This window comes from Mucilaginibacter metallidurans, assembly GCF_003286435.2.
In the GTDB taxonomy this organism is placed as follows: domain Bacteria; phylum Bacteroidota; class Bacteroidia; order Sphingobacteriales; family Sphingobacteriaceae; genus Mucilaginibacter; species Mucilaginibacter gossypii.
The window spans coordinates 3,036,559-3,051,739 of sequence record NZ_CP043449.1 but is presented as its reverse complement, the minus strand read 5'-3'; the positions used below and the strand labels follow the sequence as shown (position 1 = coordinate 3,051,739).

At 43.0% G+C, this 15,181-nt stretch carries 12 protein-coding genes; 6 read left to right on the top strand and 6 right to left on the bottom strand.

The genetic code is table 11. The features are described from left to right. Positions 1 to 57 precede the first annotated feature (57 nt). The 4 genes from DIU38_RS12990 to DIU38_RS12975 all read left to right on the top strand — a co-directional run bounded on the left by DIU38_RS12990 (position 58) and on the right by DIU38_RS12975 (position 4,990). Entirely contained in the window at positions 58 to 1,560 is a 1,503-nt protein-coding gene (locus DIU38_RS12990; protein WP_112655107.1) for a B12-binding domain-containing radical SAM protein, read from the top strand. A 9-nt stretch (positions 1,561 to 1,569) separates the two neighbouring features. After that, a complete protein-coding gene (locus DIU38_RS12985; RefSeq protein ID WP_167516162.1) occupies positions 1,570 to 2,616 on the top strand; it encodes a radical SAM protein in 1,047 nt (348 codons plus the stop codon). Positions 2,617 to 2,708: 92 nt separating this feature from the next. Then, positions 2,709 to 4,172 (top strand): B12-binding domain-containing radical SAM protein, encoded by a 1,464-nt coding sequence (locus tag DIU38_RS12980; protein ID WP_112655103.1) that lies wholly within the window; start codon positions 2,709 to 2,711, stop codon positions 4,170 to 4,172. Further along, positions 4,169 to 4,990, top strand: a complete 822-nt coding sequence (locus tag DIU38_RS12975; protein WP_112655101.1) for a class I SAM-dependent methyltransferase — start codon at positions 4,169 to 4,171, stop codon at positions 4,988 to 4,990. Before DIU38_RS12980 ends, DIU38_RS12975 begins: the two co-directional genes overlap by 4 nt. Positions 4,991 to 5,102: 112 nt before the next feature. Here the strand turns inward: DIU38_RS12975 and DIU38_RS12970 are convergent, their stop codons facing one another. The 6 genes from DIU38_RS12970 to DIU38_RS12945 form a co-directional block, all read right to left on the bottom strand. Continuing rightward, complete coding sequence (locus DIU38_RS12970) at positions 5,103 to 6,065, bottom strand: hypothetical protein (protein WP_112655099.1); 963 nt, start codon at positions 6,063 to 6,065, stop codon at positions 5,103 to 5,105. Positions 6,066 to 6,126: 61 nt separating this feature from the next. After that, positions 6,127 to 7,392: an O-antigen ligase family protein gene (locus DIU38_RS12965; protein WP_112655097.1), complete on the bottom strand. Its 1,266-nt coding sequence runs from the start codon at positions 7,390 to 7,392 to the stop codon at positions 6,127 to 6,129. Further along, on the bottom strand, positions 7,370 to 8,494 hold the full coding sequence (locus tag DIU38_RS12960; protein WP_112655095.1) for a DUF1972 domain-containing protein: 1,125 nt from the start codon (positions 8,492 to 8,494) through the stop codon (positions 7,370 to 7,372). Before DIU38_RS12960 ends, DIU38_RS12965 begins: the two co-directional genes overlap by 23 nt. Next, positions 8,433 to 9,635, bottom strand: a complete 1,203-nt coding sequence (locus DIU38_RS12955) for a glycosyltransferase family 4 protein (protein ID WP_112655093.1) — start codon at positions 9,633 to 9,635, stop codon at positions 8,433 to 8,435. The genes DIU38_RS12960 and DIU38_RS12955 overlap by 62 nt, the downstream gene beginning before the upstream one ends. After that, positions 9,625 to 10,644, bottom strand: coding sequence for a glycosyltransferase (locus DIU38_RS12950; RefSeq protein WP_112655091.1), 1,020 nt, complete (start codon positions 10,642 to 10,644; stop codon positions 9,625 to 9,627). Before DIU38_RS12950 ends, DIU38_RS12955 begins: the two co-directional genes overlap by 11 nt. Continuing rightward, a complete protein-coding gene (locus DIU38_RS12945) occupies positions 10,637 to 12,352 on the bottom strand; it encodes a hypothetical protein (protein ID WP_112655089.1) in 1,716 nt (571 codons plus the stop codon). Before DIU38_RS12945 ends, DIU38_RS12950 begins: the two co-directional genes overlap by 8 nt. 176 nt (positions 12,353 to 12,528) lie before the next feature. Between DIU38_RS12945 and DIU38_RS12940 the strand changes: the two genes are divergently transcribed. Continuing rightward, positions 12,529 to 13,941 carry an oligosaccharide flippase family protein gene (locus DIU38_RS12940; RefSeq protein WP_112655087.1) on the top strand — a complete coding sequence of 471 codons (1,413 nt, stop codon included), beginning with the start codon at positions 12,529 to 12,531 and terminating at the stop codon, positions 13,939 to 13,941. Next, a complete protein-coding gene (locus DIU38_RS12935; RefSeq protein ID WP_112655086.1) occupies positions 13,938 to 15,143 on the top strand; it encodes a glycosyltransferase family 4 protein in 1,206 nt (401 codons plus the stop codon). The genes DIU38_RS12940 and DIU38_RS12935 overlap by 4 nt, the downstream gene beginning before the upstream one ends. Positions 15,144 to 15,181: the final 38 nt, after the last annotated feature.

The following is a 15,181-nucleotide window of genomic DNA, read 5'->3' as shown; positions in this document are numbered from 1 at the left end:
AACTAAAAGATAAACCCATTGCCGGGGGGATTGAAAGCAAAGTATTGATACTAACAGATGAACAAGATATTATTATTTAACCCGCGCAGTGCAAATAACAAGTATCGCATACCTAATTCGATACTAAATATAGCGGCCTCGGTTGATGGAAAATATGATTGGGTAATTGTTGACGGCAATTGTGAGCATGACCCGATGGTTAAGATAGATAGCTATTTAAGCACCGGCGAGTTTAAATACTTTGGGTTTACAGTTATGCCCGGTCCGCAGTTAAAGCAGGCTATTACTGCGGCAAAAATTATAAAGCAAAGATATCCCAATACCAAAATGATCTGGGGGGGGTATTTCCCATCAAATCAGCCTAACGCGGTTTTATATTCCGGTTATGTCGACTTTATTATCAACGGGCCTGGTGATCACGCTTTCCCCGCCTTGATTGATGCCCTGGAGAAAAACGAACCTTATGAGTTTATCCGCAACCTCATCTATAAAGCAACCGATGGCAAGATCATCAAAACCGCTAAGGAAGACCTTTTAGATCAGGACAGCCTACCGGCCTTGCCATATGATAAGCTGAGTACTTTTTATCCCATTACCAAGTTTTTGGGTAAAACTTACCTGGGCGAAAAAACGATGGCTTATCACTCCAGCATCGGTTGCCCCTTCACCTGCTCCTTTTGTGCTGTAGTGCCAATATATGAGGCAAGATGGAAGGCAAAATCGGCCCGGAATGTTTATAAGGATGTAAAATATATTAAAGATAAATGGGGTGCAGATGCCATTGAGTTTCATGATAACAATTTTTTTGTATCAGAAAAGCGCGCGGTTGAGTTTGCCCGTTTAATAAAACCGGAAAACATGACCTGGTGGGGTATGGCCCGCATCGATACCATGTCGAAATTTAAAGATTCATCCCTTGCCGCAATCCGCGAATCAGGATGTAAGATCATCTTTTTCGGAGCCGAAAGTGGTAACAATGCCATTTTAGAACAGATGGATAAGGGCGGCACGCAAACAGGCGACCAGATCATTGAGTTTGCCGAACGCCTTAAAAAGTTTGACATCATACCCGAATATTCCTTTGTATTAGGCACTCCAGCGCCAACCCAGGAACAGGTTCAGTCGCAAATTGATTTTGAAATAGACTTTATAAAAAAGGTAAAGGCTGTTAACCCTAAAACCGAGATCGTAATTTATACCTACAGTCCTGTGCCTACCGAAGGGTCAGAATTGTTTAAGCAGGTAATGAAAAGTGGCTTCCGTTTCCCCGAAACGCTGGAGGACTGGATCAGCCCGGCATGGGAAGCCTTTGATCTTCGTAAAAATCCGCTCACGCCATGGCTCACGCCGGAGATGATTGATAAGATCAGAAATTTTGAAACAGTGCTGAATGGGGTGTATCCAACGGTAACTGATATCAGGCTCAATATGATTAAACGTATGGCCATCAAACTTGTAGCTACCATGCGCTATAAGGCGAGCATGTACCATTATCCTTATGAAATAAAGTTGCTACAAAAGGTTTGGCGTTACAGACAGCCCGAAATACAGGGATTTTAATTTATGCAGATGACAGGCCAATCGTTATATCATACCTTTCAGCGTTTCCGCACATTGCAAACGCACCGCATCGCTGCGCTACCCATCGTGATTTTGATGCCGCACAGTGCCTGCAACTGCCGTTGCGTAATGTGCGATATCTGGAAGGATAATAAAAACCTGAAGCAGCTTACCGAAGCCGACGTGACCGATCTGTTAAGTGCTTTACGAAAATTCGGTACAAAGCAGGTATTGATGTCGGGCGGGGAAGCGTTGCTGAATACCAATTTTTTCAGGCTATGCGAGATTTTGCGTGCTGAAAAGATCAAGGTTACGCTGCTGTCGACAGGTTTGTCTATCAAAAAAAACGCATTCAATATTTTAAAATGGGTTGATGATTTGATTGTTTCTTTAGATGGCGATGAGCTTTTACATGACGCTATCCGGAATGTACCTGGCGCATTCAATAAACTCCGGGAAGGGGTGAAATTCATTAAATCTATTGAACCAAAATACCGCATAACAGCTCGTACGGTGATCCATCGGCTAAATTACAGGAACTGGCCGGCTATTATTGAAGCGGCAAGGCAAATGGAGATAGACCAGGTAAGTTTTTTACCGGCTGATGTTAGCAGCCATGCCTTTAACCGCCAAACAGCATGGGCCGAGCCTCGGCAACATGAGATACTGCCGACTGAAAATGAACTTGCCGAATTTCAGGAAATGACGAACCAGGTGCTGGCTAATAAAAGCGATTTTGCCAACAGGTTCATTGCCGAATCCCCTGCTAAGATCCGGGATATTTATGGTTATTATGCTGCTTTTTATGGCCATAATGCATTCCCGTTTAAAAAGTGTAATGCACCATGGGTGTCGGCAGTGATTGAGGCTGATGGCGCGGTAAGGCCTTGCTTTTTTCATGAGGCGATAGGTAACATCAGGGATAATTCATTAAATGATATTTTGAACAGCAAAGAGGCGATCAATTTTCGCAAAACACTGGATATGGCTAATGACCCTACCTGTGTTAAATGTGTGTGCTCGCTTAATTTATCGCCGCTGGCGAGGTTGGATTGATAATAAAAAAGCAATGAGCGCGGAAATTTGCGATTTCTTCCCCTGGGAGGGTATAGGAAATTTCCCTGGATTTAGAAACAGGCTAAAACACGATGAACAATATACTGTTTACACATTCTTACTTTTTACGGTTCGACCCAAAGCAATGGGGCATAGGGCAACCTTATGCGCCACTGGGTACTATATATGCTGCTGCGCTGATGCGGGAGCAGGGTTACCGGGTAAGCCTGTTTGATACCATGTTTGTGAGCAATCCTGACGAGGTGATAGCCGCTATTGAGTTGAATAAACCGGATTTTTTTGTTGTTTATGATGATGGGTTCAACTACCTGACCAAAATGTGCCTCACCAATATGCGCGAGGCTGCATTTAAAATGTGCAAGCTGGCTAAGGAACGTGGCTGTACAGTTATCGTTTCCAGCTCAGATTCAACCGACAGGTATGCAGCATATCTTGCCGAAGGAGCTGATTTTGTGATATTGGGTGAAGCCGAACAAACGCTGATAGAACTAATTGAACATATCCGAAGTGGCAATACTGATCATTTTGAGATAAAAGGATTAGCTTACCCGAACGGCAGCGAGATTATTAAAACGCACGGCCGTGCAGTGATGAAGGAACTGGATAGTTTGCCCATGCCCGCCTGGGATTTGGTGAATATGGATACCTACCGGAATATGTGGATGAAGAATGCAGGCTATTTTTCAATTAATGTGGTAACCACCCGCGGTTGTCCGTTCAAGTGTAACTGGTGCGCCAAGCCTATTTATGGCAACCGGTATAATTCTCACAGTCCGCAGTATATTGTTAATGAGCTTAAAATGCTTAAGGAGCGGTACCAGATGGATCATATCTGGTTTTGCGATGATATTTTTGGATTGAAACCCGGTTGGGTACAGGAATTTGCCAAAGTACTGGCACAGGAGGGAATTAAGATCCGTTTCAAGATCCAGTCGCGGGCCGATTTATTGGCAGAGGAAGAAGCTGTAGCAACCCTGGCCGCCGCCGGTTGTGAAAACGTGTGGATAGGAGCCGAAAGCGGATCGCAGAAGGTACTGGACGCCATGGATAAGGGTATCACTATCGATCAGATCCATACGGCTACGCACCTCATGAAAGCGCATCGCATTAAGCCATCGTTCTTTATCCAGTTCGGTTATCCCGAAGAAACGCGGGATGATATTATGCTTACCATAGATATGATTAACCGGTTGCTGCCATTTGAAATTGGTATTTCGGTATCATATCCGCTGCCGGGTACCGGTTTTTACGAGCGCGTTAAAACCGAGTTGAAAAAGAAAACCAACTGGACAGACTCCGACGAGATGGCGCTGATGTTTAAAAACACCTATCCGCCTTTTTACTATAAGCAATTACATAAATACGTACACCGTAACTATCACAAGCACCTGGCAAAAAATAGCTTCCAAAAACTGCTAAAAGATCCGTTCGGGAGCTCGGTAAAAAATATCAGGAAAGCGTTATCGGTGTTTTATTATGCGCCGCTTACTTATCTTGAAAAGCTGAAGCTGGAAAAATTTGAAAAGGCGATATGACCGGCACCGCATCACGTATAAACGAACAATTTGCCGAGGCTGCATTTAGCAACCAGTCGGTAGTTTTTGATGAGCTGTACTCAGGCGACACGATAATTGCGTACAAGCGCAAACGCGTGCGTGATCATATCCTGCAATACCTGAAGACTGGAAGCAACATCCTTGAACTGAATAGTGGTACCGGTGAAGATGCACTGTTTTTTGCACAAAAAGGATTTAAAGTACATGCTACTGATATTTCAAAAGGGATGCAGCAGCAACTCCGCGAAAAGATTGTAAAGTATGATATGCAGCATGCCTTAAGCAATGAGCTTTGTTCATATACGCAGCTTGAACAGCTAAACAACAAAGGCCCTTATGATCTGATCTTTTCCAACTTTGCAGGCCTCAATTGTACTGGCGAACTGGAAAACGTATTGAGCTCATTTGCCGGGCTGCTAAACCCCGGCGGCACAGTGACCCTGGTGGTGCTGCCTAAATTCTGCCTTTGGGAAACTTTACTGGTATTTAAAGGGAAATTTAAAACTGCTTTTCGCCGGTTTTTTAGCAGTAATGGCCGCAAGGCGCATGTTGAAGGTGTATACTTTGATTGTTTCTATTACAACCCATCCTACATTAAAAAACGTTTAAAATCCGACTTTAAAGTATTGGATGTTGAGGGCTTGTGTACCATCGTACCGCCATCATATATTGAAGGCTTTGCCGAAAAACATCCGCGTGCCTATAAAACACTTGCCCGTTGGGAGAATAGGTTGAAGGCCACCTGGCCGTTTAAGTACGTGGGCGATTATTATATTATTTCGCTGAGGAAAATGTAATTGAAAAAGTTGCCCGAACTTTTTGCGGAAACTATAAACAAGTATCTCATGCAAGTTTTAGACTTAGCATTTTAGGGCCGAAATAATTTCGGTATGACAATAAGGAGGAGTTTTATTGCGCCATCCGTTCTTCAAATTGCTGTAACAGGATGGAAACTTTAATCCGATATTTTTCTATCAGTTTAATTTGAAAGTTTTCGGGAGAGGGCTTGGCAAAATGTTTGCTTGCGGCCATGCTCATTGCTGTACCCCGCATATTCAATTTCTTCATTTCAGTTTTCTTGTTCCATCGCCCGGAGGTGATTTTCATCAATACATTATCCAGCCAATCGCCGAACGAATTATTGAACAGGCTTTCTGTAAATGTTTTATACCACCGCTTTTTTAATGGTTTAGCAGTAGCGAGGCGCATACATTTGTTAGGCAGGAAACCGGAGGTCCAGGCATTAGATTTATAAAAGCTTTCAAAGGTAAGGTCACCCTCTAATGGGATAATAGTTGCTACTTCAATTGCTGTATAAATGTTCTTTTCAACTATCTGCAGTTGGGCCTCATCAATATAGTAGTTCATGCAGTAGTTGTGCTGCTTACCAACCAAAAAGGTAAGTTTTTTGAACATATGCATAAACGTACGTGCAAGCCAAAGCCTGTTGCGTTCGGTAATGATAAAAAAATCAATGTCCGAATTGTCATCGGCAAAGTTCTTAGACAAAGAACCGGAAATGCCAATACCGCGAACGTAAGGAAACCGGATCAGGAAGGCGCCTACTTCTTTAGCTTTATTGATTAGCGTGGCAGCTTTTTTGTTTCCTTTATTACGCTTCACCGCTATCATATAATCGTTTTTGAGCGAATAAAACCTGTCGAAATGAAATACCAGCTTATTGACGATAAGTTGATCAAGCGCTTCAGTGAAATCATGCCGGCCATACTTGTTTTCCAAAAACAGGAATATCTCGCCGTAGGTTAACGGGTAGTCCCACATGTCAAAATAGGCAAGGGTAGCTAAAATATTATTCTTGGTATTTAACAATCGTTTATTGTTTTGTTCAACTAAGATGGCTGTGTTTTTCACGTCTTTGTATATATAATGATGACGTACCCCTTGCAGCTTTGGTTGCCTGTGAATAAACTAATTACACAATATTTTTAGCGCGGATAGCTGTTGTTTCTGAGCTTGCAGAAAATATTAGTAATGAGAAAAATACACTGTAAAAAAAGATGCCTTTATCCACATCTAAAAAGTTTTCTGAAAAGGAAACGGCGGTTATAATAACCATAAAAGCCATGAGCAATAGGTCGCGTTTTGCAACGGCTGCCCTGATGCCAAATGCCAGCACGCACAGGTAAACCATCAACCCAACGATCCCCGATTTAATAAAAAAGCTGATAAACTGGTTATGTGCATTCAACCCGGCCAGGTACGACCGATAAAATTGATGGTCAAAAAATGGGTCTTTGAGCAATCCAATTTCAGTGCCTGCGCCATGACCTATAACAGGCGATTGTGCTCCCACACTAATGGCCACGTTCCAGCGCGCTAATCGCGGATCAGTAAGCTCGGCATCGGTTGATTGACTTAGGTCTTTTTTTAACTCGGTTACATAACGTTCTTTAAAAGTATCCCGGGTATAAATGCCTGCCATCACCACTATAAATAATGCTGTGCTAATGGCTGTGAACCTGAAGCGGCTTGGCCCTTTTAGCATGAACCAGGGCAGTGCGATATTTATAATAAGTAGCAAAGCTATAAATATCGATTTTGAACTAAGCTGCAGAATCCCCATTGCTAAAATGCCACAGCAAATGAGCCAGAAAAATTTACGGGCCTTTACTGTTTCCCTCACTAAAACATACAGCAGATAAACCAGCGCTATAGCTATCTGCATGGAGAAAAATGTAGCATGGATTTCCAGCGGTTCCGAAAAATTGTGGTTTGTGAATGCTGGGGATGCTAATGCTTTTAAAGGCAGATGATAATATTTTATGGTAAAAATCGCCTGTAAAAAAAGGTAAGTGATAGTGATGGTACAGCCTAATGAAAATACAAGTAAAAACTTACGCCTGTATTTTTTTAAATCGAGCGGATTAAAACAAAAAATTAGCGGGATAAGCAAAATGGTAACCTGCCTGCCTAACTCTGTAAAAGCCTGGGGTTTATTGGTGGTGTAAATAATGCTTAAAAGCGTTACAAAAAAAACAGCGGCCAAAGCAAAGTTAGCCCTTGTTAATAGCGGCTTTATGGTTGTTTTGCGAATTTGTATAATGGTATGCAGAGCCAGGCCTATTAAAAACAGGTGGCTGTAAAACAGGTTGAACGGCAGGCTCAGCAATAACAGCATCAACAGGTAATAGCTTATCCTGTTGTTTAGCGTATCATCAGGTCTTAGTAACTTTTCCATGTTGTTGCTGATAGCATTCCAGTATAAAATCTTCGTAATCGTTGATCACTACCTCCCAGTTAAACTGGTATTGGATCTTGTGAAGGTTGTTTTTTACCATTTCGCGTTCGGGATCCTTGCGCTGTACATTCTCAACCAAATGGCGCACTTCGTTAGCATTATCAAAATAAAAAGCATCTGAGTTGAGTACCGATTTATTGAAAGGGTTATTATGGGCGGCAATCAGGGCTTCGCTGGCCATGGCTTCAAGCAGGGACGGATTAGTACCGCCCACGCTATGCCCGTGGAAATACAGGTAGCTGTTGTTCTGTAGTGCGCGCACAACCGAATTGTCAAAATTGGCGCCCTTAAACTGGATGCGGTCATCGTTTTTAAACCTGTGGGTTATGAATTTGCCAAAGCGGTTACTGGTATCGCCCAAAACCATAAAGCTTTTTTTTGATGAACTGTTGTTAAAGCCTTCTAAAACAGTTTCGATGTTGTTTTCGGGCTCCATACGGGCCATCAGCAAAAAATAATCTTCTTTAAGCACCTCGCTTTTATCAAACTGCTCTCGCTCCTGGTCTGAAAACAGATCGGCTCCATAAGGGATATATCGGCTGTCAACCTCGTACTTATCCTTAAGATATGACCTGATCACCCTTGAGTCGGAAATATAATACTGGCTGTGTTTCACGGCCAGCTTTTCCGCGTACTTCAAAAATTGTTGTACAGGCTTTGAGTACTTGGAGCGTTTCCACTCCAATCCATCCATATTGGTAATGATAACGCTGTTGGACGGGTAAAGGTGCCCCCACACCGAGCTGCTGGTGTAGCCCATAAGCAGTACCACATCAAACTTACGTTTACGGGCATCCATAAGGCAGTTAAAATCATAGGCAAACTGCCCGGCAGTGCCTATCAGATACTCCGGATCGTAACAATGTACAATGTTAACGCCGTTCCAGGTATCGGCTTCATAAGGGTGGTTGTGGGAGTTATAAACGGTGACTGAATGTCCTTTTTTTACCAAGCCAGCCGATACATATTCGGAAATATGCTCAAACCCGCCATAGTAATTCGGGATGCCCCTCGTGCCTAAGATCGCTATTTTTAGTTTCATGACAATGAAAATTTGCTTGTAACAAGTTGTAAAATATGGTGCTGCTTTTTTGCCAGTGGTATTGCTGTTCAACATGCTGCGCTACCTGGCTGGTGAAGGCATCGCCGGGTGGTTGCTGTGCGGCAAGTAATAGCTTTTGCTCAAAATCCGTATGATTGGCCGGGTTAAAAGTATATGGCGCAAAAAAGCCAAAGTTTTTCATGGCTGTTTCTGAAGAGCATAGTACCGGCGCCCCACAAATGGCTGCTTCAAGCGGCGGGATCCCAAAGCCTTCGGCTTTTGAGGGATATACAAACAACCTGCAGGCCCGGTAAAAAGCTGCCAGATCCGCTTGTTCTGCCCGCGGTATCCACCTGAAAAACCGCTCTTGCTCAGGCGTAAGGCTCTTGATCAGCCTGGCTAAGCCCGGAGTTTTTATGGATGCTTTACCAATGAACACCAGGCTAATGCCTTTTTCGTATAGCTTCAGTTTCAAATATTTTTGCAGTAACAAAAGGTGGTTTTTGCGGGGTTCAATGCGGCTGGTGTACAGGATGAAACTGCTTATGCCGAATTTTTCTGCTACCCAATCTTCTGCCTTTTTTTTTGATGACTGGTATTGCAGTAATGAGTTATTTACCCCGTTTTGGATAATATGCACTTCGTCAGCGGGGATCTGGTAATAATTACAGATCCGTTCTTTTGAATAGTCGGATACAGTGGTTTTGATGTCGGCATTTTTAATACTGCGACCAAAAAGGTAATTGCGCGTTAAGCAGAACAGGATGGGGAAATCCGTCCTGAAATCGTTAAACAGCATATCGTGCATGGTTACTATGTACCTGCAGCCCGCCATTTTTTTAGGGCTGACGTATTGAAAATGTGCAAAATCAAACCTGTATTTTTTGATGTAGGCCGGTATATCAAATACAAAGCGCAGGATGTTGATTCCCCTGTTTTTATAAGGCAATATGTTTTGCGGCGGCAGCAGCGGGAACAATCTGCGGATATTATCGGTATCGTGGACGCCGATGTAAATATCTATGTCCGGGCGGTGGGCCAGCAGGTGGTTGTATAATTCGCGTATAAAAGTTTGCGCTCCTTGAAATTCTTTATCAAAGGAGTGGGCATCAACAAACAGTTTTATCTTTTTAGCTGCCATAATTCAATTCGTTTTGATTTAAAACAGCGGTTGGCAGTTCGGCGTCGGCTAATCGGAAATTGCGTTTACCTAATTGGTATAAATTCATCAGCATACGCTCGGGCAGAAATGACATCAGCAGCAAGAAATAATTTTTGAGATGCAGCGGGCTGATAGAGAGTGTTTTCAGCAGGTTTTCCCTTGCCTTTTCCGGCTGATAGTTATTCCACAGGTATTTTTTGCCGAGCAGGGCATAATAAGCTCCTTTTTTGATGCGTGGAGATAACTGTTTATTGCCGATCTCAGACAACCGCCTTCCTTCGGCTTCAGTAATGCTCCCCTTGCGCAGGGCATTGTACTTGATCTGCCTGAATTTACCTGTACGCCATTTTTCATCAATGGTAACGGATTCGGCATTGAGCCTCACCTTAATGAGCGGTTGATTAAGGTTAAAAGCTTTTTCGTGTTTAAGAATACCTGCCCACAAAAAATGATCTTCAAAAGTGTAGGCCAGCTCATTGTAGCCACCGGCATTTAAAACGGTATCACGCTTATAAAATACACTGGAGTGAATGAAGGGACAAATCCTGTAACTGAGCTGCCTTATCTGGTTATGGCTCAGGGCGTCAGGTTGCCAGGTAAATATCAGATCGCCGTTAACATCGGTATAGTCAACTCCCGAACCAATAATGCTATAATAGGGATGTGATGTGATGAAATCATACTGCACCTGCAGGCGGTAAGGATAACATACATCGTCGGCATCGAAACGGGCTATATAAGGCGCCCGCGCGTGGCGTAAACCCTTATTGAGGGCCGCAGCTACACCTTTGTTTTCCTGGCCCAAAACCACTATACGCTCATCGTTAAATGAGTTAATAATATCTGCCGTGTCATCAGTTGAGCCATCATTTACAATCAGCAATTCAAAATCAGCAAACGATTGTTCAAGTACCGATGTAATGGCTTCGCGAATATATTTACCGGCATTATACGCAGGCATTAAAACAGTAATTTGAGGGTTATGCATACGCAAGTTCCTCCTGCACTGTAGTTTTTGTTTTCAAATGGGGGGTAGTGGTTTCTTTTATATTGAGGAGTAACATCAATTCAAAAATTACCAGTACCGAGAGCTGCTCAAACCAGTAATCGAGAAAGAATATGCCCGTTACCATCATTAGTATGGGCAAACCATAACTAAGCTTTTTATAATGCCGGGCAAAAAAGCCAATGTAAAATATAAGCAGGGCAAGCAACCCGAGGATACCGTATTCACTCAGCATTTGATCGTAAGTGGAGTAGGGGTTATTTCGTACCGAACGGAAACCTGCATCCTTGCTGAAAAAGCTCAGGTACAGGTCTAAATGATTGTGCATAAATGCCGGGTTGATATAGATGTATTTTTGGGGATAATTGCCCCTTATACCGGCACCAACCGCCCTGAAAGCTATTTTGGATGAAAAATTTCCGGGAGCTAAGCCCACTATACTTTGTAAAGGATGACTGATAAGATAATTAAAGGTTTGTATTGCACCGGAAATCTTTCCAGGCAATGCAGGATTGAAGGGCTCAAGCCGGCAAAGTGGTAGCTGGGCCCTGTGAGCAGCTATACAGTCGATAAGCTGTTGCCTGTCGGGAGTCATTTCGCCGGTGTTATAAAATTCGGCAAAGTGTGTGTTTGGCCCCGGGATGTATAGCCTGCCGTCATCGGTAAGCGGCAAGCTTTTGATCTTTTTATCAAGTGCACTTGGTTTTTCCTGTTCAGCCTTTATCCTGCTCAGGCTATCCAGATAGTTTTGTGCAAATCTCCTTCTTTGTTCATCCCTGGTTATGAATCGCCCTCCGGGATTGGCACTTGTTGCCTGCACTGCTGCCTGGCCCTGTTTCTCAATGCGATTTTCCCGCAGCGTACTTTTAGTAACCTCGTTAATATACTTTTCATTTTGCGGCGATATTTTGACCAGGGAGATCACATAAAGCAGCAATGCCACTACTATCATACTTTTTTGATTGCGCGTGGTTTTAAAAACAAAAATGAAAGCGAGGATCAGCAGTACCAAAATGCTGATGAGGTTACTGTAGGTAAGTGCCAGCGTGCTCATGCACACGATCATCATGGGCAAGCTAATCTTATAAATGAAGTAAAACACACCGAAAGCACAGATAACGGCATTGGTTGATGAAATGTCAAAGCTTATGCCCATTACATCATCGCCGGTATTGATATAATAGCGCTGATGCATCCCCATAAAAGCATAGGGGTTAATGCTTTTAGTGATCCACATAATATGCATTAGGTTACCCGCCGAGAAAGCTGCGTTTATGATAAAAAAAATGATCAGTGTACGGTAAATGGTTTCGGCATCTGTTTTATCAACCATCAGCTTAACCTGGTGAACGGCCAGCAGGGCCAGCGCCCAGCATATCAAAGCCCAGCCAAAAACGGGTATATAATACAGGTTGGCAAAATTTTGGTTGATGATGGCTGCAGCAATAGCTATTGGGAAAACGAGCAAATAGAATAACGGGATCCTTGAATTGCGCAGCTTAAAGCCAAATTGAAAGTTAAACTGGCTTATGTAAACAAAAAGCAATGCCACTATCTTAAATGGGATCCGCACGTTGATAAACAGCAGCAGGAAGATCAGCAGCCGCCAATCGGCATAGGTTTTCCACCTCTTAATATCAAAACCCGGCAAACTGATTGTCATTATTCCCTGGTATTTATTGATGTCCATATCCCGGTTTTGCCGGCCTTGTCGCAATTGTTTCGTTTAAATAGGTTACGTGCCAAAAAATGGAATGGTTGCCTCGTTAATGTGCTGATATATGCAGATATTTAACCGGGATATTAAAATGTTACAGGCAACCGGCCGATAAAAACAATAGTATAAGAGTATAAACATATACGTCGTTGTTCAGGAGTAAAGCATTCATCAGTTTTTTTTCGTCAGGTTTGCAGGCACTTGCCTTGCAGGTGCTTGGCAGTATCTTTTTTTATATTATTTCTGTCTACCTGAGTAAGGACAGCTTTGGAGCCATTAGCTGGATGAATGCCTTATCGATATTTGTTACCACCATCCTGGGGTTCGGACTGGAGCAGGTAGTGATCAGGCGTATAGCAGCCTCACAACGGTCGGATTGGGCGGCTGCTGCATTTTTGTTCCATTCGCTCGCTACTTTTTTTGTAACCCTGGGTGTACTGTTACTATTAAGTTTAGTATTGCGTGACAATATTTACCAGGCGCTTCCATGGTTTTTTATAGCCCAGGGCCTGCTTTTCCTGGGTATTCCGTTAAAACAGTTTCTAAACGCAAAGGAAAAATTTACGCCTTATGGCATAATCGCCATTATAAGTAACAGCCTAAGGGTTTGTGGTGCGTTTTATCTTATTACTATCCATCAATTACAAGTTCGCTCTGTAGTTATGGTAATGATAGGTACAGCCGGGGCCGAATTGTTGGCCCTGCTCATTTATGTTATCACGAAAACAGATTTTAGTTTTAAATTTCAATTTCGAGCATATAAAAAGTTGCTTAAAGAGGCCACGGCGCAGTATGTATCGGTAATATTTGATATGAGCTTATCGCGGATGGACTGGCTGTTGCTGGGTTTTATGGCAGGCAAAACCGTGCTGGCCGACTATAGTTTTGCATACCGGGCTTATGAGCTTTCACGGTTGCCAATGCTTATTATAGCTCCTGTTATTTTACCGCGCCTGTCAAGGCTGATGGCCTTAAAGCCATCTAACCAATTGCAGGAGCAGGTAAATTCCTTTAATACAGTCGAGTCGCTGTTGGCTATGCTCTTACCACTTGTCCTTAATATACTTTGGACACCTGTAGTGGGGATGATAACCGGCGGCAAATATGGCGCTGCCAATGCTACCGAATTTTTGATCCTATCGTTGTGCATACCCCTGCAGTTTTTTATAAACCTGCTTTGGTCGTTAAGTTTTAGCGCTAAAAAGTATAAGGCCGTATCATCTGTTACCGTAATCTGTGCTACAACAAATATTGCGCTTAACCTGATATTGATCCCGCTGCTTAATGGCAGTGGTTCGGCTGTGGCATTTTTAATTACCAATATATTACAGGCGGTGCTCTATTACAGGTTGGTGAATGAAAATATTATGCATATCAGCTTACGGCCATTTGTGATACTACTTCCTGCTGCTTTGGCCGGCTGGTTTATAACAGCTTCAATCAACATACATTTCTTGTTCAGGCTTTTATTGGGGATAGTTTTTTATTTGTTAATAGCTTTAATATCACAACAATTGAGCAGTCGTAATATTCAAAACAGTAAACAGTTTTTAGCGCAATGAACATTTTATATCTGTGCGATGAATATCCTCCCGGACCACATGGCGGTATCGGAACCTATGTACGGCTCATTACCCGGCAAATGGTAAAGCTGGGACATAAGGTAATTGTTGCCGGATTGTATAGCCGCGGATACGGAGGCGCGAATGAATTTGAAGATGAAGGTGTAAACGTTTTGAGATATCGCTGGGGCATTGATGATAAGTGGTTTGAAAATCAGCGGTCTGCCGGGGTGCGGATGCTTAACAGGATATTACTGGATACAGGTATTACGCAACGGGATATAAAAAGAAGCCTTGCCTCTTATCAAAAAAAACTGGAACAGATCATAGCTGATGAGCAGATCGGTATTATTGAAATGCCCGATTATAATGATTATATCAGGTATTGTAAATCATATGTGCCGTTCCCCGCATTACCCGTTCCTGTAGTTGTTAAATTGAATGGTTCCATTACCTACTTTAATGCTGAGGCAGGGATACAGATTGCACCGCATGTTTTGAAAATGGAGCAGGATATTTTAAACCGCGCAGCGGCTGTTAGCAGTGCAAGCGCCTATACTGCAAAAAAAAGTGCTGTTTACCTGTCGTATAACAAGTCCATCACGGTGTTGTATAATGGTATAGATACAAACGTAGCCTTTGAAAACAGTCCCCTGGTTGATAATAAACAGGTGGTATTTACGGGGAGCCTTGTTCAAAAAAAAGGGATTTTTCAGTTAGCGGAGGCCTGGAATACAGTTATAAAACAGGTCCCTGATGCCCGGTTACTGATACTGGGGAAAGGCCCGGTAAGTAAAGTAATCGCCTGCTTGCAGAAGGATGCAAAAAGCAGTGTTGTGTTTAAAGGGCACGTGGGGAGGGATGAACTTTATGCCTGTTTAAGTAATTCGGCAGTGGCGGTATTCCCATCATATGCCGAAGCTTTTGCACTTGCGCCGTTAGAGGCCATGGCATGTGGAACAGCGGTGATCAATTCAAACCGAACATCCGGCCCCGAACTTATTGATGATGGCGTTAACGGGCTGCTGATAGATCCAGACAATGTTGAGCAATTGGCATCGGCGATAGTTACATTGCTTAATGAGCCTGAAAAACGCCTGCGACTTGCTTTAGCTGGCAATGAAAAGGTAAAACAATGTTTTGATATCGATATATTGGCCAGGCAAACGTTGCAGTTTTACCAACAGGTGCTGGACAAATAGTTTTAAGTCGATAGTACTTAGCCTCAGCTCAAAAGTCC